The sequence below is a fragment of the Streptomyces celluloflavus genome, assembly GCA_000720995.1.
Classification (GTDB): Bacteria; Actinomycetota; Actinomycetes; order Streptomycetales; family Streptomycetaceae; genus Streptomyces; species Streptomyces celluloflavus.
Genome location: JOEL01000009.1, coordinates 38629 through 64160 on the forward strand (window position 1 = coordinate 38629; position 25532 = coordinate 64160).

Below are 25532 nucleotides of genomic sequence, written 5' to 3' on the forward strand. Positions count from 1 at the left end.
CCGTGCAGGTGAGACCCGCAACGGGCCTACTCCCCGAGCCCGAACTGGGCCCTCAGCCATGCTGGGTTGAGCCTCAGCGTCTTGTTGTCGGGGAGGAGTTCGAGGACCTGGACTCCGTCCATGTTCAGGAGCTGGGTGAGGACGGCGGCGTAGCCGCGAGCCCGGGCCGGTGGCATGTCCGCGGCGGCGGCCACAGCCGTCAGAGGGAGGGTGTTGTTCTCGCAGAGCGCTGCAAGGGCCTGGCGGAGTCTTTCCGGGGCCTGTTTGCGAGGGAGGAGAGCAAGCTGGTCACTGAAAGCCGGGGAGGCGAAGAGGTCGTCCAGGAGCTGCTCCACCGGCGACTGAGCTTGCACGGACAGCAGTGTCCCCTTGGTCTCGGAGAGATGGGGAGACACCGCGATCTCGAACAGACCCGCGTCCTGTGGAGCGGGCTTCTTCGGGGTACGCCTGAACTTCGTCAGCTGTGTCGTCCCGGTCTCCGCAGACAGAGGTGCCGAGGTCGCGCGCAGGCGCGTCGTGTCCAGTTTCCACCAGTGCGGTTCGTACGTGTCCGTGAGTTGCCGCCACCCTGGTGGGATGTTCTCGGTGGCGCCGTCCGGCAGGTACGCGAGCACGGGGATCGTGAACTCGGCCGGGTGCACTCCCCCGTGATATCCCGCGGCACGGTTCGTGTAGCGGGTGTCGGCCGGCCACAGGGCGACGATGGGACCTCCGACCACGCGTGGGCCGGCTAGCACCGTCTCCTCCTCGCTGACCAGTGGTTCGGCGCCACCGTCCGGGACGTCGCGGTAGCGGGCGTTGACGGCTTCGGGGGTGGGAACCTTCACGCCCCGGTGCTCCAGTACGTGCCCGTGGTCGCTGGTGATCAGTACGGCCATGCCCCGTCGGCGAGCCTCGTCCAGGAGTGGAGTCAGGGCGTCGATGTCGTCGATCGTCCAGTCCCACTCGTCGAGGCGTTCGTCGTTCTTCAGGCTGTCGTCGACGGTGTTGAGCACAACCGCGAGGTGTGACGCGTCGTCGGCCAGCGCCGACTCCAGGTCGGGCCCGAAACGTCCACCGGTGCCGGCGGGGCGGAGGTCATCCTTATGGAAGACGGCAGCCTTCTGCCCCGACCACAACCGCAGGGACGGGAATACACGCTTCTCGGTCTTCTGGTCGCCGCGTTGCAGCTTGCCTGTAAGGAGACTGGTACGGCTGACGCCGGTGACGGTGGGCAGGGCGGCGGCCATCGCCTGGCGGGCGGGCGGCATCCCCTTCTCGCCGGTGGGGTCGTACTCGGTCCAGTTCGCCGCAAGTTCCTCGCCGAGCTGTCCCGCGAGCGCGGCGCTCATGCCGTCCACGACGAGCAGCATCAGCCGCCGCTGGGACTTCACCACAGGCTTCGCGACCCGCTCAAGGAAGGTCTCGACCGTCAGCATCGAGCCGGGGGCGGTACCCGCTGTGGTCCACTCAACAACCTGCTCGGCGAAGGCCCGGTCCATGCGGTACCGCACCTTACGCACGTCAGCGGCGAGCCCATCGTAGGCACTGGACAGTGCGGACTCTGTGTCGCCGCCCGCCTCCAGGTGCTCCAACGCACGGTCGGCCCAGGAGAGTTCGGCGTTGTAGTGGGCCAGGGCGCCCGCGACGGTGTCCGGTGTCCATACGGGTTCGGTGGCCAGCCACTGCACCAAGCGCACAGCCATCCGGGCGCGGCCGATCCGGGTGCGGGCCGTCTCGGCGAGGTGGTGCGCCTGTACTGCGCGCAGCGCCGAACGGCAGGCGTCGAGATCGCGGCCGGCGATCGCCGTACCCACAGCGGCCAGGCGCGCTTCGAGTCCGGCGGGCAGGTACGGGCTGTGGCGTACGGCCTCGATTGCACCCAGATGTCCGGCGAGCCGTTCGGCGTCCGGGGTGATCTCGGCGAGGAGCTGTGCGTTGCGTGCGACGAGGTTCTCGGTAGATTCCCCGTAGCGCCGCATGGCCTCGTCGGTGAACTCGCGGCCGAGGATGTTCTCCGCTCGGCCGCGCGCCCGGAAGACTTCGGGGCCGGCCGGGGCGTGCTGCCACAGCGCGGCGGCGACGAGCCCGAACGGCAGGGCGACGGACGGCTCGTCGTGCTCGGTGATCGATAGGAGGGCGTCGGCGGTCGGGCCGGCCTGGTCCACCTCGGCGAGGAAGCACCGCAGTCCGGCCCGCTCTCCGTCGCGCAGCGCACGGTAGGCGCGCGGTCCTTCGGAGGGGGTGCGGCTCCACAGCAGCAGAGTGTCGATGTCGAGCTGGGCGTCCCCATCGAGCAGCAGTCGCCGCCGTGCGAGGGCGGTGAGGGCGTGCGTACGGGACAGGACTTGCCGGTTGAGGCCGGGCCAGCCGCCCGCGGGGGCGGCTTCGAGGAGGGCCTCGGCCACCCCCCAGGTCTCGTCGCTGAGCCGTGGATCGATACCGGAGGCGGTGAAGGTCTCGCGGATGAGGTCCCAGTTGTCGACGTGCTGGATGGCGTGCTGGTACGCGCGGACCAGGATGCCTGGGTCGAGTTCGGCGTCCTCCCGGTCGGTGAGCAGGACGAGCAGGGACGGGTCCTCTACTGAACCGGGGGCGTCGAGGTGACTGAGCGCCTCCTGGTAGACGGCGAGCACGGACGGCGCGGCGGCCACCCGTGCGCTCCGACCGCCGTTCCAGGGCAGGATCGCCTGCTCCTCCCACACGGGTGCCGAGCGCAGGAGCACCACCTGGCGAGTGTCTCCGTCCGGCTGCTGGGGGCCTTTGAGCAGCGCGCGCTGACCCGCAAGGTAGTTCGCGACGGCGGTGGGCGTGAGGCGGGCGACGCCCCGGCCGACCTGAGGCATCAGCCGACCACCTTCCATGTGATCTCGATGGCCTTGCCGGGGTGCGCGGCCGCCACCTGGTGCAGGGCCTGCTCGACCTCGGCAGCGCTGCCCTGCACAGAGCCCGTACGGGCAGTGGTCTCGACCTTGGGGTGCGATGTCTCGGTGGTCAGCGGCACCTGGTCCGGGGTGGGCGAGGCCGGCGTGGCGGCCGGTGGTTCGGTCCGCTGCTGCTGTTGCCGCTGGACGGCCAGGGCCTGGGTGATCGCCCGCTGGGCACGCGGCAGGGAGTCCTGCAGCTTCCTGCTGAACTGGTCCTCGCGCGCGTCCTCCTGGAGAGTGGTAAGGGCGTCCATGCCCGTGCCGAGTTCAAGCACGTCCCAGGAGGCGTTCTGCAGGGCGGACGCCACCGCCTCCGCCGTGGTGACGGATGAGCCGAGCCGTTCGGGCGTCAGCTCGCCGAGATCGAACGCGGAGAGGGCCTCAACAACCCGCTTGGCCCCGCGGCCCTTGGCGGCGAGCAGCTCCTCAAGCAGAACGAGCCCGCGGCGTGCGGTGTGCAGGCGGCCGGTGACGGCGGTGTCGTCGAGGCCGAGGAAGTCCACTCGCCGCTCCAGCACGGCCACCAGCTCGCGATTGGACGGCAAGAGCTTGTCGACGTGGGTACGCACCAGATCGGCGAAGGAGTTGACAATCCGCCCGCGCAGCTGCACGGGGGCCTTCTTGCCGAAGATCTTCTCGTAGCGCGCGCGGGCCGTCTCCCAGTCCGGCTCGGAGGGCAGGGGCTGACGGCGCAATGCCCAGCCGTCCTTGATCTCGCTCAGCTTGAGGTCGGCGACTGGGGCCCCGCCGATGCCCCACACACGGTCCTCCATCTCACCGTACGCGGCCGCGACGAGCTGCTGGATGTGGGTCGGAAGCCCCATCCGCTGCGGTTCGTTCATCCACGCGGTCAGTGAGCCGTAGCCGATGTCTGCGTCCGGGTCGTTCTTCGCGAGCCGGTTGAAGTGCTCGCGCCAGTACGCGCCGAGGGTGAAGTAGCTCTCCCCCATCGTGCCGAGCTTGAGCGGCTGTGCGACCGTCTCCATCAGCTCCCGGTCGCCGCGCGGCACGACCTCTGCCTTGCCCTCCTTGGCACGGGCGGCCTCGCTGATGTACCCCAGGACGGTACGCGCCTGGGCGGGCGTGACGGCCTGCGTGCCGAGGTCAGGGTGGGCCGGGTATTGCCAGGCGAGCATCTTGCCCGCGATGTCGCGGATCGCATCGCACGGGGCGGCGCTCAGTCCAAGGGCGGGCGTGGTCGCACCCGGCTTGGTGGCGATGTGGTCCGAGAAGTCGTCGAGGACGTCCCCCTCCTGCTTCTTCGCCAGGCCGTACGCCTGCTTGAAGGCGGCGACGACCCGGTCGCGGAGGGTTTCGGACTGCGTGGTGAGCAGCCCTCGTGCCCGCACGCGGTCGTCGGGGCCGAGGTGGGCGGCGAAACGGCTGTCGAAGTCGCTGCCGCTGTTCAGGATCCGCTTGATGACCACGTACCGGTTGAAGTCCGCGTACATCGTCGTCGTCATATGGGTGGGCACCCAGGCGAGGGAGTGCTGGACCTCGGGGTGCCGCTCCCAGAAGCTGTTCATCCGGTTCAGGTCCTCGCGCGGCCCGAACTCACCCTCGTCCCACGGGAGATCGACGACGAGACGCCAGGTCTCCGCGTCGGTGGGAGTGAGCGTGGAGTCGGGGGTCTCCTCCCGGTCGGCGATATTGGCGAAGACGACCTCGGTACGGCGCTTGCTGCCTCGCCACGTGAAGTCGAGCGTGTCGTACGTGTCGAAGCCGCCCTGCCCCTTGGCCGCGGTCAGTGCGAACTCCGAGCGCAGCAGCTCGACGGCGGCGTCGTGGCGGTAGCGGGGTTTGTCGAAGGCTTCGCGGCCGTTACGGATTACAGAGTCGATGTCCACACCGGTCAGTTCCAGGCGTACGGTCATCGCCACGCCGTCGCCAGCGAGCTTGATCTCGGGGATCCGGCCCGCCCATTCCTTCAACTTGTTGATCAGGGCGCGGATCTCGCCGCCGGGAAGGAGCGCCTTGATGGTGCCGGCGTTGAGGGCCAGGAGCCGCTTGACCGTCATGTTCTGGAAGGCGGGCGCGGCGGGCGCGAGAGCGGACAGGACGAGAGTCGACATCAGCCGGTCGTCGTCGGTGAACTGCCCGAGCCGGCGTGCGAGATCATCGTCCTCAATGGCGGCCGGGTCCTGCTGGTACGTCACGACCTGCTCCACCGCGACCCGGTGGTGGTCGAGTAGGTAGGGGCGCATTCTGTTGCGGTACAGCCGGTCAGCCTCATCGAACACGGCACGCAGCTCGTCGGTGAACGGCTTGTCGCCGCCGCCCGAGATCAGCGCGTAGATGTCGCCGAGCGGCACCAACTGGCCCACGCGCAGCAGATTGCGCCGTGCGGCAAGGAGTTCGCCCATCAGCTTGAGGCCGGTGCGGGAGCGCTGAAGGGCCGAGGACAGATGGACGAGGGTGTCCATGAAGGCAGGCGAGAAGGGGTACGTGAAGCGGAACGCGGTCTCCGTGGCGCCCACGTTGTTCCCGTCGCCTCCAAGGAGTTCGTCCCAGAACTTGGCGTTGGTGGACTTCGCCTTCTTGAACGCCTCCCCGATCACCGCGTCCGCCTCGGTCGACAGCGGCCTGAGGAGGCGCGCGTGGGCGATCTGAGGAAGGTTGCGGTCCTCCAGGCTGATGCGGTCGAACCGGCCCGAGGCGAGCTCCAGGTTGTCGACGATGGCTCGCTGATAGCGGCCCCCGTCCTCAGCAGATCCGACCAGGTCGCGCAGGTCGCGCTGGCGGGCGATGAACGACACAACGGGGACGGCGCGGCGTTCGTCGCCGCCCTCCACCAGGTTCGTGATCTTCGCGGTCTCGCGGGACACGAACTCCGACTCGGAGATACGGGAGGCGAACCACAGGATCAGCTCGTCGAGGAAGAGCACGATCCCGTCGTAGTTGAGGCTCTTCGCATGCTGGGCGATCATCGAGAGGCCCCGGTCGAGGCTGATGAAGCCACCATCCTGCTCGACGGCGCGTTCCTCGTAACCGGGCAGCATTTTGGCAGCGTCCTGTGCGAGCCGGGCTCGCAGCTCGCTGGGGGTGGACGGGTCGGCGGGGTTGAACTCCTGGCCGACCTCCAACTCATCGGCGGTCATCGCGTCGTTGAGCAGCTGCGTGGTCCAGGCGAAAGCAGCGCCGAACTCGCCCCACTCGCCGGTGGTTTCGGCGGGCGCGGCACCAGCCAGGAACTTGATCACATCCTCGTCGCCGAGCCGGTCCCGCATGGACTGCAGGTCGCGGAACATGGCATCGGTGCGGTAGACCCGCGGGGTCGGCGCCCCGGGCTCCAACTCCTTGATCCGCTTGACGTATCCGCCGAGGATCCGCTGCTCCATCGACTTGGCGTCGAGCATGTGCACCGGCACCATCAGGAACCGTCGGTCGCCGTCCTGCAGCCACCCGTTCTTCGCGAATACCGGGTCGAAGTCGGTCTTGCTGCGAGCTGCCGGAGCCTGGTTGAGCAGGGCGTGCAGTACGGCCATGAAGTGCGACTTACCCGCACCGAATGAGGCGTGCAGATACGCGGCCTTCGAGGAGTGGCTGTCCACCGCCGCCTTGATGATGCCGAGGGCCTCGTTGAAGTGCTGCACGAGGTCGTCGGTGACGACGTAATCGGCCAGGGCCTTCTCGGCGCCCGCGGGGGTGGTGGCGTCGGCGAGCTGGAGGACGTAGTCGGAGCTGGACACCTCCGGATTGATGTTGATCAGCTCGCGGAGGAGGGGAGTGCCGAGGTTGCCGTTTGCGGGGTTCGCTGCCATGTCTCTGTCCCTGCTCACTTCGTCTTCTTGGCGCGTCCGCCACGGGCCGCCGCCGCGGGCCGCCAGGCCCAGATGTCGTCGTCGGTCAGTCCCAGCTCGCTCTGGAGGGCGAGCCGGAAGTCGTGATACGCCTGCGCCGCCGACTGTCCGAAGTCAGGGAGGAACTCGCCGTGCCACTGGTCCAGCCACGGCTGGAGTTCGAGCAAGGCGGCAAGGTACGGGACGAGCTCGTCCTGCGTCAGCTGGTTCTCGTTGAGATACCCGACGACGGCCTGCGCCTGCTGGAGGTGGTCCCAGCCCGCCCAGCCGAGGAGCGCGGGTGTCTGTACGTTCTGCGCACCGTAGGAGATGAAGCGCTCCTTGGAGACGTCGAGCTTGCCGCGCTGAGCCCAGAAGCTGGTGCGCAGGAAGTCGGCGGAGGTGTACTTGGGCGGCACGGCGGTCGCCCCACGAATCTTCCGCTTCTCTTCCTCGGAGGTGGCGGCGTCCTCCTCGCGCTGCATCTCCCAGGTCCGCTCCCAGTCGGCACGCTTCTTGAGGCCGGCGGGCTTGTAGCGCAGGGCAGCGGCGACCGGGACGTGCTGGTCGCTGACCAACTCGGCGACGGTCTTCGCGAAGTCGGCGCGGGGCGCGTAGAGGCTGAGGACGGCGGCGAAGTCGTCGTCCTCCTGAAGACGGTCGGTCAGCCGGGGCAGCGAGATGAGCGTGGGCTGGTCGGCACCGTCGAACCACAGCTCACGCTTGGCCTCGATCCGGTCGAGCAGCCAGGTACGGAGCGCCTGCTTCTGCATGGCGTCCCAGCCGTCGGTGGCCCAACGCCGCTTGTACTCGGGGCGCTCGACCATGCCGATTGCGGAGTTCGACTCCATCGTCGCGATGCGCTGGTTGACGATGCCCTTGTACGCGGCCGGCCAGTGGTCGGGGAGCTCGGTGATGGGCGTGGAGTTGTGCCGCGTGAACCACTCGGACGACGCCTCGCCGCGCTCGATGGCGCGGGCCAACACGATCTCGAAGGCACGCTCGCCGAGGGCGAGGGGCGGGGCGTCGGCCGGGTTGGCGGGGCGCAGGTCGGTGTCGGTGAGGCCATAGAGGGAGTAGACCTGCCAGTCCAACTCCTCCTGGAGGGCAATCATTTGGGCGCGGGTGTTTTCGTAGGTGGCGCGGGCGTCGCGGAGGGAGGCGGCGGTGGGGGTGCCTGCGATGGCTACGGCGGTGGGGGTGGTGGCGGCGAGTTTCTGGGCGGCAGAATCCAGAGCAGTGGCGAGTTCGGTCGGGTAGGCGGGAGGGAGAGGGAAGTCTTGGATGTTCGTGCCGTTGAACTGGTATCGGTCAGACCACGGATGGACACTGACGCGTGCACCCTCATCGCCGACAGGGTCGCCACCCTTGGGATAGCAGACCATCCTGAGCCACAATCCCGCCGTGGAGCTGTTGAGCAAGCCGAGCAATTGGACGTGCTCCTCCTCAGTCGCTTCCTCCGGCAACTTGATGACCGGCGCGGTCTGCTTGAACACCTTCCCACCCCGGTCCAACACGAAGTGGTTGTGCGTTGCGACTTCAGCGAAGCTGATCGACAGCGGAGACTTATACGCCGATACGGTGTGCTGCATGTAGTGCCACCAGCTGAGGCCAGCGTCGGCCATATCACCTTGGAACGTGCGCCGCGCTGCGAGCATTGTCCTCAACGGCCACAAATCGGCGCGGAGGTCGTCCAGATCGATGCCCACGGAATAGGGGTACCAGATCAGTTCTTCAGGGGTCGCAATCCAGTCACGAACGATGTCGCCCTTCATCAGAGGGCGCAGGGCACCTCGATCGGTGACTGTGCGGAATGTCGATCGCAGCGGCCGAATGTACGCCTCGTCCGCGCCCGCTCGAATCGCCCGCCCGATCGGCGGCTCGATTACCGCCTTCATCAGGACTGCATGACCAGTGCTCAGTCGCTCGCTGAGCTCAGCACCACCATCTGCAAGGATCCAGGGGGCCTTCGCAAAGTAGCGCGCTCTCTCCAGATCTGCCACGGACACCCACTGACTCTTGGAGTCGGGCGCGTCGATCTGTTCGACGATCGCTGACCAGACCAGCCCCTCCTCCGGGTTCTCCGGAGCCGAAGGCTCGCCCTGAACCGACCGAACCGTACGCACAGTCGTCCCCCGCTTGCTGTATGCCCGCCGCGTCCCCACGAGAATCACCGTCGGCGTCCCGTGCCCGGGGATGTACGCCCCGCTCGTGTCGATGACCTCCGTCAGTTCCACCTCGTGCCCGAAGAACGACTCGATCAGCCGCGTCCCGAACTCCCGCTTCATGAAGGAGTTCGACGTGATCTGTCCGACGCGTCCGTACCCCTCGCCCGTCCTCTTGTTTCCGACCCGCGCCAGCTCGAAGAACCGCTGGGCGAACGGCACCGACAGCGCGTACGTCCCCTGGCAGGCGTCGTAGATCGACCGGTACAGCTCGTTGAGTTTCTTGTCCTTCACCGTGATGTACGGCGGGTTGCCGACGACCACGTCGTACTTGCCGCGCTGCAGGATGTGGTCGAAGTCGTTGACGTCTTCGGTCGTGTACCGGAAGTCGACCAGCGGGTCCGGCTCGTCCTCCTCATCGAAGTCGAACGTGCCCTGCTCGCCGCGGATCTTCCGATTACGGATCAGGCTGTCCCCCACCGCCAACCGCATAGGCCAGTCGAAGCCCGCAGCCTCACCCAGCGTCTGTACCCCCGCCGCCGCCATCGCCGCGATCAGCAGCCGGAACCGTGCGATCGCCACCGCGAACGGGTTGATGTCCACCCCATGCACCGACTCCAGCGCCCCGCGCACCCGAGCATGCGCGTCCAGCTCCGGCCGTCGCGCAGCCCACTCCCGCACCAGCCGCCGGAAGGCACCGAGCACGAAGTGCCCCGACCCGCACGTCGGGTCGATCATCTTCAGACCCTCGACGCCGCCCCGCTCCCGTACCACCGGGTTCATCGTCCGGTCGAGGATGAACTCCTCCACGAACTCCGGGGTCTGCAGCAGCGCGTAGTTCTTCCGGGCGGCCTCGCTCAGGTCCTGGTACAGGTCACCCAGGAACCGGGTGTCCCAGCCCTCCGTCCCGTCGCCGTCCTCCAGCAGCGGGTCCGCGAAGTCGTGGACCAGTACCGACGCTCCCGCCTCGTCGTCCCGCAGCCGCTGCCAGAAGTCCCGCAGCGCGCCGGCCCCCTCGTGCGAGAGCGGGATCTGCCGCAGCGGATTGTGCTCCGAGAACAACAGAGCCCCCGCCGGCCCTTCCGCAAGCTCCTCGAAGGCGTGCTCGAACCAGCCCCGGTACGTGGGGTCCTCCGCCTTGTCCACATACTCGTCGTACCGAGCCTGCGCGACCTCGCGCCCGGCGATGCCCGGCGCCGTGATGTACGGCTCCGGCACCAGGCCGTTGTCCTCGACGAACCGTACGAAGACGGTTCCGAGCACCCACGCCACCGCCACCTGCGTGATCCGCTCATCGAGCCAGGACTGCCAGGTCGCCGCCGTACGGCCGACCTTCTTCGACGCGTCGTACTCGGCGCGGAGCCGGCCGCGTACCGCGTCCTCCCGCTTCACCTGGCCCTCGAGATCCGTCTCCGCCGCCTTGACCTGTGCCTGCAGGTCGGACAACAGCGCCTTGCGGTCGATCACGTGGTGACTCCTTCGAGGGCGTTCGGTTCGTGCATACGGGTCCAGGACTTGGGAATGGGGATCCACTCCTGCTGGGCCTCGAGGTACGGGACGGGGCGTCCGGCGAGTTTCGGGACGGCTGTCTCGTCGTCCTGGGCGACAAGGACCCACAGGGGGCGACCGCCGCGCCTGGCCAGTGCGGTCAGCCGGTCGAGGACGTGCATGCCGTCATAGCGGGCGAAGACGGCGGCGTCGGTGAGCAGGACGGGGGCCTGGCCGGTGGCGCCGGCCTCGATTCCCGCTGCCAACCCCCCTTCCAGCACCCCCTGCACGGTCTGCCACACCGCCCCCACCAGATTCGTGAACCCCGTCGGTCGTTGCCCAGCCGGGAGTACGTCCGCCTTGACGACGACCTCCCACTTCGGCATCGCGCGCCCGGGCGTGAGGTCGCCCCGCAGCCCCTTCAGGAACAACTCGGTCACCGACACCGCCCGCACTCCGTACTGGCGACGCAGCTCCCGTCCGACCGCCGGCGCAATCCGCGCGCGCACGGTAAGGACCCGGAGCCCGTCGCGCCGCGCGGCGCGTGCCAGTTGCGCATCGGCCCGCGCCGCGGTCGACTCCTGGTCCAGCGGACCGCCGGTGCCGGAGCCGCTGCCGCTAAGGGCCGAGGTGTGCGACAGGACCGCCTCGAACTTCCGAGGCAGGAACGCCTTCTTGTCGGCCGCGTACTTGAGGTCGAAGCCCGCCTCGCGCAGCGCCTTGAGCAGCTCTTCGGGCCTGTCCTTCATCCCGGCGAGCGCTGCCAAAGCGGGGAAGCGGTCATTGACCCGCTCAAGGACCTCGCGCAGGGGCAACCCTGGCTGCTGCTGCTCGGGCAGGCCCGGCAGGACCCGGACCAGACCCGCTTGGCTGAGGCGCAGGGCTCGGACAAGGCCCAGGTCACGTGGGTAGATCTCGATCCTGGGCGACAGCGCGGCGTTCTGGCTCGCCTGGGCGGCGAGATTGGCGACGCGCCGGTCGTCCCAGGAGAACTCACCCTCGGGCAGCCTCACCGCGCTCAGCTCGGCGAGGACCGTGCTCGAACCCGGCAGGGAGTCCCGCCCCGCGAGCCGGTCGGCGGCGTCGCCGAGCCGCTTCACATAGCTCAGCAGTGCGGGCGCGGCGGGAGTGTCGGGGCCGTCGGCTTCGTTGTCCGGGTCGACCTCCAGTGCGAGGAAACCAGCGCGGCGTACCGGATCGGTCACCTTGTACGGGGCGAAGTGCTGGAAAGCCCTGTCGTCGACGGGAAGTTGCTGCTCGCGTTCGATCAGCGCTCGGAGCACGGCGAAGGCAGCGGCCCGTCGTATGTCCGGGTCACCCAGGGAGTAGCCGCGGGTGCCGAGCAGCCAGCCGGCCAGCGCGTCCACGGAGGCGACCCGGCCGAGCGCGCGGAGCTGCTCCAGAACCGCAGCTCGCACCTCCAGCAGGCCCTCATCCTCCGCCCAGAGCTTGCGGAGCTTCTTCAACTCTCTCGAGAACGTCGACTGGTCGGCGAACCCGACGGCCTGCGTGGCATCCTTATGCAGCGGCCACACCGGAAGGTCCGGCAGCGTCCCGTCGGCGCCGGGCGCGCGCAGCAGGTGCACGGCCACCTCGTGCAGCCGCTTCGTCCGGCCGGCGGCAGGCGGGACGATCCGGGCGAGGAGGTGGTCGATGTCCTGGACGTCGGGGACCACCCCGACGATGCGCTCGAGCTGCGCCTCGAGCAGCGTCCTCTCCTCCGGCGACGACTGCGGCTCCGGCTCGGGTCGCGAGCCGAGGCGAGCACGCCACTCCTTCTGCCGTCGCTGGATCTCCGTACGCGTCCGGGCACCGAGCCCCGGCCGGTTGATGAACGTACGGCTGGCCCGGTCGAGGAACTCACCGACCGTGGTGAGCTTCATGTCCCGCAGGATCGAGTCCGCGGACGGCGTCAAGCCCGCACGCACCAGAGGAGTCTCACGGGTGGCGACCTCGGCCAGCTGGTCGCGCAGATCGGCGGTGTCGGCTTCACCGTCCGGTGCGGAGCTCTGCCCTTGCCGCCTCAGCGACTCGTGTCCGGCGCTTGCGGCAAGCCGCTGCGCATCCTGGAACACCCGCTGCCAGGACGTGCGCATGTACCGCAGGTCCTTGTGACGCTGCTTCGCATCCCTGTTCAACGCCTTGCGGAAGAACTCGGTAAGCCCGTCTCGCAGTTCGTCCTCGAAGCCTTCCGAAGCGATCGTCGGGTACGGCCAATCCTTCGGGTCCGTCATCCGCGGGGTGACGGACCCGTCGCCCCACTGCGGGAGCTCGTTCGACGCCATCTGGTGCAGTGTCACGGCGAGCGCGTACCGCTCCGCGGCGTCGTCGTACAGGTTCCGCATGACCGTGCCAACGAACGGGTCGAGATAGCCGGAGGTGCCCGCGCCGGTCTCGCGGACCGAGACGGCAGCCAGTGAGAAGTCGAGGAGCAGCGCCTGCCTGGTGCCGTTGGGGCGGATCCGGATCGCGATGTTGTCCGGTTTGATGTCGCGATGCCAGACGCTCTCGCCCTCCAGGTAGTAGAGGGCATTGAACAGGTTGTCGCTGTAGCGCTCCAGGTCGTCCATGGTGAGGCGGCCCTGGCGTCCCAGTACGCGCGCCATGGTCTCGTCCCGCGCGGTGCGGTCGTCGCGCTTGTCGTCCGCCTCGGCCTTGAAGTTGCCGACGTACTCGGTGGCCAGGACCGTACGCCCGCCCACGGTGAACGTGCCGGGTACCAGCAGTCGGATGATGCTCGAATCCCGCAGTCGGCCCAGGGTCTCCGCCTCGCGCTGCAACGCCTCCGACTTGTCATCGTCGAGCGCCACCTTAAGCACGGCGAACGCGTCGTTCTTCCCCTGCTGTTCGTCGAGTACGAGGAGGGCGCGCGCCGTCGAGCCGGTACCGAGGCGGCGACGCACCCGCCAACGCCTCTGCAGCAGCGTGCCGGCCGGGACCTCCAGCGGGTCGAGGTCGTCGGCGGGCTCCTCCTGCCGCAGCTGTTCGTCGTCCGGTACGGCGGCGGGCCGGAGGTCCTCCTCGACCTCCGCCAGCATTTCCAGGAAGTCGCCCACCGCGTCGAGCCGCCGGTCCGGCTGCTGGGCGGTGGCGGCGTCGATCAGGTCGTCCAGGAACGGTGGGATGCCGTCCTCGACCGCCGACGGGGCGAGCCGCTCGCCGCTCTCCGCGCGGGCCTGAAGCTCCGCGCGGGTCGCGGCGGGAGCGCTGCCGGTGGTGAGCAGATAGGCGAGCGTGCCGATGCCGTACACGTCCATGCGCGCCGGATCGGCCTTCGGGGCGGTCAGCTCCGGTGCCAGGTAAGGGTCCGAGGCGTCGTCGACGCTCCCGTCCGACACCGTGGACGGCGCCAGGGACACTCCGCTGGAGGTGACCGTTCGCGAGGCCAGCTGCCAGTCGGAGACTTGCATCACGGGCCGCTGCCAGCGCTCCTCCTCGCTCAGCTCACGCCCTGCGCCGCCCTTGTGGCGGGGGATGACATGGATCGAGCGTGGTGTGAGGGCACGGTGGTAGAGCCGCTTGGCGTGCGCGTACTTGATCGCCTCGGCGATCTGGCGGACGAGCGCGAGCCGGTCCTCCAGGTTCAGCTTCCCGCCCCACCGGTCGAGGAACTCGTCCAGGTGCAGCCGCTCCGGGTGGTGGTCGAAGGTGAGCGCCGGGCCCGCTTCATGGTCGGAGGGGTAGTAGTCCCGGATGCGCACCACACCAGGGTGGTGGATCCGCTTCAGCGTGTCGGCCTCCCGCCTCGCCGCCTCGACCAGTGCCTTGCGCGCCTCGCTGCTCGAATTGCGGGGCCGCAGGTGGACCCGTACCCGCACGGTCTCGGAGAGCTGCTCGTGTCTGCCCGCATAATCGGCCCAGGTGGCTCCCGTGTCAAAGGGCCGCTTGTCCAGGATGAACGGGCCGACCTTCGCCTCCCTGACCACCTGCTGGATACCGACCTGGGCGAGCGCCCTGCCGATGTCGGCACTGCCCTGGGACGAGATCCTGAACCGGTCCTCACGAGGCGGAAGCTGAAGCTCCGCGAGGAGGGCGGGGATGCCGTTGTAGATGTGGGCGTTCAGCTCGTGCGGCGGCAGCGCCAGGTCGAGGCCGTCCTCGGTGAAGCACACACCCTCGGTGATGTACACCTTCGCGCCGTACCTGCGCAGCAGAGAAGCCAGTTCCTTGGACTTCTGGTTGGTGAGGCGCAGTGGATCGCCGAGACCCTTCCCGTATCCGCGTCGGTTCCCCGGCGAGATCTGCACCCACTGACCGCCACGCCGTTCCACCCGGCCGTGCAGACTCTTCAGCTCGATCATGTGCACGCCACCCGGCGTCACGACCAGGAGGTCGACCTCACGAACGTGACCCGTCTGGCTGACGAAGGTGAAGTTCGACCACGCTCGCCATGGACCGTCGTCCGGCAGAGGTGTGAGGATTCTCTCAAGGGCCGCCTGCTCATGCGGGTACTCGGAAGGAGCGACGGCCGTCCAGCGACCCTTCTTCATAAGCCTGACTCTCCGATCCCGCACGCCCCGCCGTCAGGGCCGGCCTCGGTGGGCGATGAACGGTTGCACCGTGTAGCTCGTGTCCGGCATCCCGACAGCCCACCCCGTTCGATTGTACGGGCGCGATCACCACCCCCCGCCCTTTCCCCTGACCCCGCACACGGGCCTTTCGGCCCTGCGACCGCGGTACCGAAGTCCCTCGCGCACACCGACTCCCGGACAGCCGGAGGGTCAGGTTTGCGAGGATGGCGCCTGTGAATGACGTACGTGGTCAGGTCAGCGCCGTACGGCGGCGAGGCGTCGTGGACGCACTGCGGCGGGGAGCCGTGCCCGAGCAGGGGCTCGATCTGCTCGCGACTGGCCTCGACCGGTTCACCCTCGCCTTGGACGAGGAGCTGGCAACCGTCGCGGGCGGCGGCTCCGTCTTCAAAGCGGTGCGCGGCGAGTACGGCTCCGGCAAGACGTTCTTCACCCGGTGGCTCGCCGAGCGGGGCAAGGCCCGCGGGTTCGCCGTCTGTGAGATCCAGGTGTCGGAGAACGAGACGCCGCTGCACAAGCTCGAAACCGTCTACCGGCGGCTCATCGAGCGGCTCACCACCTCGGCCTTCCCGCCCAGCGCGCTTCAGCAGGTCGTCGACGGCTGGTTCTACGCACTGGAGGAGGACGCCCTCGCCGACGGTGTCGCCGAGGACGCGCTCGCCGACGCCGTGGACCGTTTGATGTCGGCACGGCTCGCCGAGGTCTCCCGGCATGCACCGGCCTTCGCCGCCGCGCTGCGCGGCTACCGGCAGGCGCTCGAGGCCGGCGACGATACGTCGGCCGCCGCCGTCCTCGCCTGGCTCGGCGGGCAGCCGCACGTGTCCGCCACGGCGCGCAAGGCGGCCGGGGTGCGTGGTGACCTCGACCACTTCGGGGCCCTCGGGTTCCTCCAGGGACTCCTCATCGTCCTACGTGACACCGGTCACGCCGGCCTCGTCGTCGTTCTTGACGAGGTGGAGACGCTGCAGCGGGTCCGCTCCGACGCCCGCGACAAGGCTCTCAACGCGCTGCGCCAGCTCATCGACGAGGTGCACTCCGGCCGGTTCCCCGGCCTCTATCTGGTGATCACCGGCACCCCGGCCTTCTACGACGGGCCGCAGGGCGTGCAGCGGCTCGCCCCCCTCGCACAGCGGCTCGCCACCGACTTCTCGACCGACCCGCGCTTCGACAACCCGCGCGCCGTACAGATCCGGCTGCCGGGCTTCACCGGGGAGCGCCTCGTCCAGCTCGGGCTGAAGGTCCGGGACCTGTACGCCGCCGGAGCAGGCGATCCGGTACGTATCCGGGAGGTGGCCGACGAGGCGTACATCGACGACCTCGCCAAGGCCGTCGGCGGGCACCTGGGCAGGAAGGTCGGCGTCGCCCCGCGAATCTTCCTGAAGAAGCTCGTCGGGGACGTCCTCGACCGAATCGACCAGTTTGAGGAGTTCGACCCACGGGTCCACTACCAACTCACCGTTTCCAGGAATGAGTTGACCGATGTGGAACGTAACGCGGCGGCCGCCGACGACATCGGCCTGGAGCTGTGATGGCATCGGACCGGGCGGAGCGTCCAGATCCAGTGGATCGCCTGCATCCCGTACTCCTGCACCACGTCGTCAACACCCTCGGCTGGCCCGACCTGCGCCCCCTACAGAAGGCCGCGATCGACCCGCTGATGGACGGCGAGGACGCCGTGCTGCTCGCCCCCACCGCGGGCGGCAAGACCGAGGCGGCCTCCTTCCCGCTGCTCGCGGCCATGGAAAACAGCGACTGGCAGGGCACCTCGGTGCTCTACCTCGCCCCCCTCAAAGCACTCCTCAACAACCTCGAACCGCGCCTCGAGACCTACGCGGGATGGCTCGGCCGTACGGCGGGGTTGTGGCACGGCGATACCAGGGAATCCGCCCGCAAACGGATGCGGGTCGAAGGCCCTGACATTCTCCTGACCACCCCCGAATCTCTCGAAGCGCAGCTCATCAGCGAGAAGACCGACCACAAGCACATGCTCGGCGGGGTGCGGGCTGTGGTCGTCGACGAGGTGCACGCCTTCGCCTCGGACGACCGTGGCTGGCACCTGCTCGCCGTGCTCGAACGCCTCGAGCGCCTCGCGAGCCGGCGCATCCAGCGCATCGGCCTGTCCGCCACCGTCGGCAACCCCGAAGACCTGCTGCACTGGCTGCAAGGGGCACGACCGCACGAGCGCGCCGGCCGCGTCGTCGCACCCGGTGTACAGCTCACAGCTCCCGAGGGAAGCCCCCCACCGCCTGGCGACATCGAACTCGACTATGTGGGCTCTCTCGATAATGCAGCCAAGCTCATCTCGCTCCTCCACGGCGGCGAAAAGCGTCTCGTCTTCTGCGACTCCCGCGCTCAGGTCGAGGAGCTCGGCGAGAAGCTGCGCATCCGCGGCGTGACGACGTACCTCTCTCACTCCTCCCTCTCCCTCGACGAGCGGCGCCGCTCCGAAGAGGCTTTCGCCGAGGCCCGCGGTTGCGTGATCGTCTCCACCTCGACCCTCGAACTCGGGATCGATGTCGGCGACTTGGATCGCGTCATCCAGATCGGCGCCCCTGACACTGTCGCCGCCTTCCTGCAGCGCCTGGGCCGCACAGGACGGCGCGCCGGAACCATACGCAACGCGCTCTTTCTCGCCACCGAGGAACCCACCCTCCTCAAAGCCGCGGCACTGCTCCTGCTGTGGGGCCGCCACTGGGTCGAGCCCGTCGTCCCGCCGCCGCAGCCGCGTCACCTCGTAGCCCAGCAGATTCTCGCGGCCGCCCTGCAGCAGCACACGCTCGGCGATCGAACCTGGTGCGAGGAGTGGAACGGTCTCGCACCTTTCGACAAGAGCGCGACACCGATCATGAAGTACCTGATCGGCGAAGGCTTCCTCGAAAGTGACGAGGGGCTGCTCTTCATCGGCCCTCATGCCGAGAAGCACTTCGGCCGCCGCCACTTTATGGCCCTCACCGCGGCCTTCACCGCCCCGCCCCAGTTCACCGTCTACTTCGGCCGCAAGGATCTCGGCACCATCGACCCTCAACTCCTCCTCGAACAGCGTGAAGGGCCGCGCCTGTTGCTCCTAGGTGGACGCAGCTGGCAAGTCGGGCATATTGACTTCGGTCGCAGGCGCACCTTCGTCGAACCCGCCGACGGCGGTGGCCGCGCCCGCTGGGATAGCTACGGGCTCAGCGGCCTATCCTTCCCGCTCACCCGGGCCATGCGTGACGTACTACTCGGAGCGGACCCACCCGCCCGCCTCACCCGGCGTGCACAAGCACGCCTCGCCGAACTCCGCGAGAACCGAGCCTCGCACGTCACCACGCGTGGGACGCTCCTACGCCGCGAGGGCCACAAGCTCGAGTGGTGGACCTGGGCCGGCTTCCGCGCCAACGCCACCCTCATCGCATCCCTCGGGGCCCTTGCCGACCCCGTACAACAACCCGACGACGAGCGGATCCGTCTCAATGCGGCAACGACACCGCAGAGTTGGCAGGCAACCCGCACCGACCTCGCCGACCACCTGGTCCTGCCTGAGGTCAACCCCCGTGCCGTACAGGGCCTGAAGTTCTCGGCCGCCCTCCCCGAGCGCCTCGCCGCACGCACTGTGGCCGCTCGCCTGGCGGACTTCGACGGCGCCCGGTCCGTCCTCGACGAGGCCGTGCGCTGGGAGACACGGCAATAACTGCCGAAGCCCTTGAGGGGAGTCCCCCCACGGGAGCCTCCAGCCCTGGGATCAACAAGGGCGTGCCCTACAGAACTTGTGTGCCACAATCACCCGGTGTTACTGACCTATGTCGACGAGTCGTACGACCGCCAGCGTTACTGGATGGTGGCTCTGGTCATCACCGAGCATCATGTGCGTCCGCTGCAGCGTGCTCTCGACGCGGTGGTCCGCAAGGCGGCGGAGTCATACCCAGTCGATGAGTCCGCCGAACTCCACGGACACGCGCTGCTGCAGGCCAGGGAAGACTGGGCAGCCATGCGCACCAAGGAAGGTGACATGGTGCGCGCCCGGATCGGTGTCTACGGTGATGCACTCAAGGCGATCGGTGCGCATGACGTGCAGATCATCATCAGGGGTCTGAACCTGGAGCGGTACCCGTCTCGGGCGGAACTGCCCGTGTCGCCCCACCAGCGAGTCCTGAAGGATCTACTGAGCTGCGTCAACGATCAGGCGCGCGCCTACGGGCAGTGGACGCTGATCATCGCCGACGAGGTTGACGGGGCGACCGAGCACCAGCAGCACTTCCGCCTCTACCAGCGCGACGGCATCGATGGGATAGGGGGCAACCGCCTCCCGGAGATCGTCGACACAATCCACTTCGCCCCGTCCCGCGCGAGCCGCCTGCTCCAGGCCGCGGACCTCGTCGCCTACCTGTACCGCAGGCTTGCCTCCGGCCAGGACTCCAGCCCGCGGGCGCGGCAGACGAGTGAGCGACTGTGGTCATACGTGGCCGGTCGGGTGGTGCACGAAGAGTGTGAGCAGCATGGTCCAGGGGATGACCAGCAGGGCTCGTGATGCACAAAGGCCCCGCATACGCGGGGCCTGAGGCGAACCGGGCGTCGCTACTTGAAGACGTCCCTGCTGCGCAGGCTAGCACGGTCCACGGTCCGGCGGCAGTGTGCGTCTCCTCGGCTCTCGGGGTGTGCGGATCGGGACATATCGCGGCGCCCAACGCTAAGCGGACCAGGGACGGGAAGGCAGACGAGGCAAGCGCTACGCCGGCTCAATCTCAGCACCCGGCAACCCATCCACGCCCCAGCACAATCCCAGCACGGTACGGATGACCAAGGATGACGACAGGTGACAAGCGGTCAGCTATCCCAGCACGGGAAAACACAAAGGGCCCGACCACGAAAGGTCGGACCCCACCTGACCTGCATGTTTGCCAGATCAGAGAAGTGGTGTTACGTCAGCCGCTACACGTTGAACCGAAACTCCACCACATCCCCATCCTGCATCACATACTCCTTGCCCTCCATGCGGGCCTTGCCGGCCGAGCGGGCTTCGGCTACGGAGCCGGTTTCGACGAGGTCGGCGAAGGAGATGACCTCGGCCTTGATGAAGCCCTTCTGGAAGTCGGTGTGGATGACACCGGCCGCCTCGGGGGCGGTGGCGCCCTTCTTGATGGTCCAGGCGCGGGTTTCCTTGGGGCCGGCCGTCAGGTACGTCTGGAGGCCGAGGGTGTTGAAGCCGACGTGGGCGAGGGTGGCGAGGCCGGGCTCCTGCTGGCCGACGGACTGGAGGAGTTCGAGGGCCTCGTCGTCGTCGAGCTCGACGAGCTCGGACTCCAGCTTGGCGTTGAGGAAGATCGCCTCGGCGGGGGCCACCAGCGCGCGCTGTTCGGTCTTGAAGTCCTCGTCGGCCAGCTCGTCCTCGTCGACGTTGAAGACGTAGAGGAACGGCTTGGTGGTGAGCAGGTGCAGGTCGTGGAGGAGTTCGCCCTGCTCGGTGTCCTTGGTGATACCGGCGGAGAACAGCGTGCGGCCCTCCTCCAGGATGGCCTTGACCGCCTCGACGGCCTTGACCTGGACCGCCTTGTCCTTCTGGATCCGGGACTCCTTGACCAGGCGCGGCAGCACCTTCTCGATGGTCTGGAGGTCGGCGAGGATCAGCTCGGTGTTGATGGTCTCGATGTCGTCCTTGGGCGAGACCTTGCCGTCGACGTGGACGACGTTCTCGTCCTTGAAGGCGCGGATGACCTGGCAGATCGCGTCCGACTCGCGGATGTTCGCGAGGAACTTGTTGCCCAGGCCCTCGCCCTCGGATGCGCCGCGGACGATGCCCGCGATGTCGACGAAGTCGACGGTCGCCGGGAGGAGCTTCTGCGAACCGAAGATCCCGGCGAGGGTGGCCAGACGCGGGTCCGGGACGCCGACGACGCCGACGTTCGGCTCGATGGTGGCGAACGGGTAGTTGGCCGCCAGCACGTCGTTCTTGGTCAGGGCATTGAACAGGGTCGACTTGCCGACATTGGGCAGACCGACGATTCCGATCGTGAGCGACACGGTGGCGACTTCCCGGAGCGAGGAGGTGGAGGGCGAAGGGTCGGCTCCCTGAGGGGCCGATCCACCAGTCTACGGGGCGGCCGGGTTCGGCCGCTCAGCCCGGGGCCGTACACCGAACGGAGGGCCCGGCTGGCGAAACCGCGTGTCTCATGACCTATTAATCCCACTTAGCGGCCTACCGTTGGCGAGTGGAGCAACACGAAGCGCGCACACATCAGCACAGCCCGCCGCGGCGCGACCGGCCGGGCGCGGGCCAGGAAGCCCGGCTGCCCCGCCCCGCGGAGGCCGCCGTCTCCGATCCCGACAGCGACTACTGGTCCGCGATGGAGGCCGCCGGGCTGACATCGGCCCCCGCCCCGGCGCGGGCCGCCACCCGCACGCCCGCCCGGCCGGCCCGTCCCGCCCGCCCCGCCGTACGCATCCCCGAGCGCCCCGCACCACCACCGGCGCGGGAGAAAGCGCCGGAGCGGGAGCGGGAACGGGAGGAGCCTGCGGACGGCCGGGCGGCGGAGGGACCGTACGTTCCCGGGCCGGAGCCGGACGAGGATCCGTACGCCGAGACCGACGGCGCCGAGACCTCGACCGTCTACGGGCGGCGGCGCGGCCTGCTGGCGCCGCTCGGTGCCCTGCTGCGCCGGATGCCCGCGCCGAAGCTCACCGGTTTCGGCTGCTGGCTGCTGGCCACCCTCGCGCTGTTCGCGTTCGGCTGTCTGGACACGCTGTTCCTCGGCGGCTCGCAGACCGCGTACGGCGTCTTCTTCATGCTGGTCGGCGTGGGCGCGGCGCTGTGGGTGCGGCCGTACGACCTGATCACCGCGCCGGTCTCGCTGCCCATCGCGTTCGCCGTGGGAACGCTGCCGATCCAGCGCGGTTCCGGCGGGTTCGGCGGGATGCTGATCGGGGTCTTCACCGTCCTCGCGCTGAACGCGGGCTGGCTCTACGCGGGCACGCTGGTCTGCGCGCTGCTGACGCTCGTCCGCAAGACGGTGCTCATCGTCCGGCGTCGGGCCAGCCGACCGGCGAGTCGACCGCAGGGCCGGCGCCCCGGGCAGGGCCGGAGCCGGCCGGGCGAGCGGACTGCGGACCGGGAGCCGCGGCAGGCGGAGCCGGGGAGCCGTCCGCGGCAGCCGGCCCGGCAGTCCGAGCGGCCTGCGCAGCCATCGCGGCGCCCACGATCCCCGCACTGTTCTGAAGCTGCGCCGGCACGATCTCGGCCCTGATGCCCTCCAACAGCGGGAGGAACTTCTCCGCCTTGCGGCTCACCCCGCCACCGATCACGAACAGTTCGGGCGAGAAGAGCATCTCCACATGGGCGAGGTATCTCTGGACGCGGTGCGCCCAGTGCTGCCAGTCCAGCTCCTCGTCCTCCTTGGCCTTGGTCGAGGCGCGCTTCTCGGCGTCGTGGCCGTGCAGCTCCAGGTGGCCCAGCTCGGTGTTGGGGACCAGCCGGCCGTCGCGGAAGACGGCGCTGCCGATGCCGGTGCCGAAGGTGAGGACGATGACCGTGCCGGTGCGGCCGCGGCCCGCGCCGAAGCTCATCTCGGCCAGGCCGGCCGCGTCCGCGTCGTTGAGCAGCGTCACCGGACAGCCGCCGGATTCGCCGCCCAGGCGGCCGGTGAGCAGGGCGGCGGCGTCCGTGCCGATCCAGCCGGGGTCGACGTTGGCGGCCGTACGGGTCGTGCCGCCGGTGACCACGCCGGGGAAGGTCGCGCCGACCGGCCCCGACCACTCGAAGTGGTCCACGACCTGCTTCACACAGTCCGCGACCGCCTCCGGGGTGGCCGGGTGCGGGGTCAGCACCTTGTAGCGGTCGTCGGCGAGATCGCCGCGCTCCAGATCCACCGGGGCACCCTTGATGCCCGATCCGCCGATGTCCACGCCGAAGACCCTCATGGGAAAAGGCTAGGCGCGGAGCGGGCCGATCGCCCCCGGGATCACCCCGACGCGCCCCTGGACCGACCCTGAGGCGGCCCGGGGACCGCCCGCCGGCTCAGCCCTCGACGGCCGACCTGGCCTCGGCGCGCAGGTCGCGGCGGAGCTCCTTGGGGAGCGAGAAGGTGATGGACTCCTCGGCGGCGGTGATGGTCTCGACGTCGTCGTAGCCGCGCTGGGCGAGCCAGTCCAGGACGCCGCTGACGAGGATCTCCGGGACCGAGGCGCCGGAGGTGACGCCGACCGTGGTCACGCCCGCCAGCCAGCTCTCGTCGATCTCCTCGGCGTAGTCGACCAAATGGGCGTCGCGCGCGCCCGCGCCGAGGGCGACCTCGACCAGCCGGACGGAGTTCGAGGAGTTCTTGGAGCCGACGACGATGACGAGGTCGGCCTCGGCGCCCATCTGCTTGACGGCCACCTGGCGGTTCTGGGTGGCGTAGCAGATGTCGTCGCTGGGCGGTGAGAGGAGATTGGGGAAGCGGCCCTTGAGGGCGTCGACGGTCTCCATGGTCTCGTCGACGGAGAGCGTGGTCTGGGAGAGCCAGACGACCTTGTCCGGGTCGCGGACCTCGACGTCCGCCACGTCCTTGGGACCGTCCACGATGGTGATGTGCTCGGGGGCCTCGCCGCTGGTGCCGACGACCTCTTCGTGGCCCTCGTGGCCGATGAGGAGGATGTCGTAGTCGTCCTTGGCGAACCGGACGGCTTCCTTGTGGACCTTGGTGACCAGCGGGCAGGTGGCGTCGATGGTGGCGAGCTTGCCGCGCTCGGCCTCGTCGTGGACGACCGGGGCGACGCCGTGTGCCGAGAAGATGACGATGTTGCCCTCGGGCACCTCCGCCGTCTCCTCGACGAAGATCGCGCCCTTCTTCTCCAGGGTCTTCACGACGTACTTGTTGTGCACGATTTCGTGGCGTACGTAGACCGGCGCGCCGTACTGCTCAAGGGCTTTCTCGACGGCGATCACGGCTCGGTCCACGCCCGCGCAGTAGCCACGAGGGGCGGCGAGCAGGACCCGGCGGGCGGCATCGCGGCGCGGCGCGTCCGCGCTCGGGGTGGCGGCGGGCGACGGGCTGGCCATAGCACTCATGCGCCCCATCGTACGGCCGTACACCGACAGCCGGAGCGCGCACCGGTGACCCAGACTGGGGGCGGACGCACCAAGGAGGCACGATGCCGGGCACGATCGGCGACAGCGGCGGCGACGAGACGGGCGGCGGGGGTGCGCGTACCGGCAGCAGCGGCGCCGGCGGCTCACTGCGGCGGACGCTGACCTTCCGGGATCTGATCGTCTACGGACTGCTGTTCATCGCCCCGATGGCACCGGTCGGTATTTTCGGCACGCTGCAAGCCAAGTCGCACGGCGCCATCGCCCTCGTCTACCTGATCGCGACGGTCGCGATGGCCTTCACCGCCTATTCGTACGCGCAGATGGTGCGGGTCGCCCCGCAGGCCGGGTCGGTCTACACCTACGCCCGGGTGGGGCTGGGCGAGGGCGCGGGGTTCGTCGCCGGCTGGATGGCGATGCTGGACTATCTGCTGATCGCGGCGGTGGCGTATCTGTTCTCCGGGATCGCCATGCACGCCCTGGTGCCGTCCGTGGACCAGTGGGTGTGGACGGCGATCGCAGTGGTCGTCACCACGCTGCTGAACCTGTGGGGCGTCCGGACCGCGGCGATCGTCGGGTTCGCGGTGCTGGCCATGGAGATCGCGGTACTGGCGGTGTTCGTGGTGGCGGCGGTCGTCGAACTGATCGCCCATGGTGCGCAGCGCGGCTGGGCCGTTCCGCTGACCGGCGAGGGCGGCTTCTCGGTCGACGCGGTGCTCGCCGCGGTGTCGGTGGCGGTGCTGTCGTATCTGGGTTTCGACGCGATCGCGTCGTTCGCGGAGGAGGCGAAGGGCGCGCCGGGCGACGGGGACGGCGCGGGCGAAAAAGGCGGGAAGGGCGATAAGAGGGGCAAGGGCACTGGGGGCCGCGGTCTGCGCGGGTCGGACCGGGTGGCCCGTGCGGTGCTCACGTGTCTGGCGGTGGCCGGTGTGCTGTTCGTCGTGCAGACCTATCTGGCGGCGCTGCTGGCACCGATGAGCGCGGCGGAGCTGGCGGCGCGGCCGGCGGAGCAGGGCGCCGCGTTCTACGCGACCGTCGACTCGGCCGTGGGCGGCTGGCTGCACGACCTGGTGGCGGTGAGCAAGGCGATCGGCGCGGCCTTCGCGGCGCTGGCTGGGCAGGCCGCGGCGGGCCGGCTGCTGTTCGCGATGGCGCGCGACCGGCGGCTGCCGGGGGCGATGTCGAAGGTGGACGCGGGGAGCGGGGTGCCGCGCCGGGCGCTGCTGGGCGCGGCCGTGGTGACGCTGGTGGCGGCGGTGTGGGCGGCCCGCAGGCCGGACGGTCTGGACCATCTGTCGTCGGTCGTCAACGTCGGGGCGCTGACCGCGTTCGGCCTGCTGCACGCGTCGGTGATCGGCTGGTTCCGCGTCCGCAAGCGGGCCGAGGTGCCGAGCGTGCTGCGGCATGTGGTGGTGCCGTTGCTGGGGCTCGCGGTGGTGATCGCGGTGATCGTCGAGGCGTCCGGGACGGCACAGGTCGTGGGTGGGATCTGGCTGGCGGTGGGGCTGGTGGTGCTCGCGGTGCAGTACGGGACGGGCCGGCGGGCGGCGGCGCGGGGCTGACGGCCGGGCGGCCGGGGGCGGCACAGGAGCCGGGCACAGGTACGGGGCCGGTACGGGGCGGGGCCGGGC

At 69.3% G+C, this 25532-nt stretch carries 11 protein-coding genes and 1 pseudogene; 5 read left to right on the forward strand and 7 right to left on the reverse strand.

Annotated elements, in window-relative coordinates:
- Positions 1-26: 26 nt before the first annotated feature.
- From pglZ to pglW, 4 genes are read right to left on the reverse strand one after another with little or no spacing between them, the layout of a single operon-like run.
- On the reverse strand, positions 27-2825 hold the full coding sequence (gene pglZ, locus IH09_RS10310; protein ID WP_052855835.1) for a BREX-2 system phosphatase PglZ: 2799 nt from the start codon (positions 2823-2825) through the stop codon (positions 27-29).
- Positions 2825-6667 carry a BREX-2 system ATPase PglY gene (gene pglY, locus IH09_RS10315; protein ID WP_052855836.1) on the reverse strand — a complete coding sequence of 1281 codons (3843 nt, stop codon included), beginning with the start codon at positions 6665-6667 and terminating at the stop codon, positions 2825-2827. Before pglY ends, pglZ begins: the two co-directional genes overlap by 1 nt.
- Positions 6668-6681: 14 nt before the next feature.
- Entirely contained in the window at positions 6682-10317 is a 3636-nt protein-coding gene (gene pglX / locus IH09_RS10320; RefSeq protein ID WP_052855837.1) for a BREX-2 system adenine-specific DNA-methyltransferase PglX, read from the reverse strand.
- Positions 10314-14828 (reverse strand): BREX system serine/threonine kinase PglW, encoded by a 4515-nt coding sequence (gene pglW, locus IH09_RS10325; RefSeq protein ID WP_052855838.1) that lies wholly within the window; start codon positions 14826-14828, stop codon positions 10314-10316. Before pglW ends, pglX begins: the two co-directional genes overlap by 4 nt.
- A 245-nt stretch (positions 14829-15073) precedes the next feature.
- On the opposite strand from pglW, the gene brxD reads away from it, so the two are divergent.
- The 3 genes from brxD (at position 15074) to IH09_RS10340 (ending at position 19371) form a co-directional block, all read left to right on the forward strand.
- Complete coding sequence (gene brxD, locus IH09_RS10330) at positions 15074-16396, forward strand: BREX system ATP-binding protein BrxD (RefSeq protein ID WP_052855839.1); 1323 nt, start codon at positions 15074-15076, stop codon at positions 16394-16396.
- Positions 16396-18534: a DEAD/DEAH box helicase gene (locus IH09_RS10335; protein ID WP_052855840.1), complete on the forward strand. Its 2139-nt coding sequence runs from the start codon at positions 16396-16398 to the stop codon at positions 18532-18534. Before brxD ends, IH09_RS10335 begins: the two co-directional genes overlap by 1 nt.
- A 96-nt stretch (positions 18535-18630) precedes the next feature.
- Positions 18631-19371, forward strand: coding sequence for a DUF3800 domain-containing protein (locus IH09_RS10340; RefSeq protein WP_052855841.1), 741 nt, complete (start codon positions 18631-18633; stop codon positions 19369-19371).
- Positions 19372-19772: 401 nt separating this feature from the next.
- Here the strand turns inward: IH09_RS10340 and ychF are convergent, their stop codons facing one another.
- Positions 19773-20861, reverse strand: coding sequence for a redox-regulated ATPase YchF (gene ychF / locus IH09_RS10345; protein ID WP_052855842.1), 1089 nt, complete (start codon positions 20859-20861; stop codon positions 19773-19775).
- Positions 20862-21499: 638 nt separating this feature from the next.
- Between ychF and IH09_RS39750 the strand changes: the two are divergent.
- Positions 21500-21790, forward strand: a pseudogene (locus IH09_RS39750) (DUF6542 domain-containing protein); the annotation flags it as partial.
- A gap of 61 nt (positions 21791-21851) precedes the next feature.
- Here the strand turns inward: IH09_RS39750 and ppgK are convergent.
- Complete coding sequence (ppgK, locus tag IH09_RS10350) at positions 21852-22754, reverse strand: polyphosphate--glucose phosphotransferase (RefSeq protein WP_052855843.1); 903 nt, start codon at positions 22752-22754, stop codon at positions 21852-21854.
- Positions 22755-22851: 97 nt separating this feature from the next.
- On the reverse strand, positions 22852-23874 hold the full coding sequence (locus IH09_RS10355) for a 4-hydroxy-3-methylbut-2-enyl diphosphate reductase (protein WP_052855844.1): 1023 nt from the start codon (positions 23872-23874) through the stop codon (positions 22852-22854).
- 92 nt (positions 23875-23966) lie between these two features.
- Here IH09_RS10355 and IH09_RS10360 point away from each other — a divergent pair, with 92 nt between their 5' ends.
- The gene (locus IH09_RS10360; protein WP_052855845.1) at positions 23967-25463 is read left to right on the forward strand and encodes an APC family permease; all 1497 of its coding nucleotides are present in this window, start codon (positions 23967-23969) and stop codon (positions 25461-25463) included.
- The last annotated feature ends 69 nt before the right edge of the window (positions 25464-25532 follow it).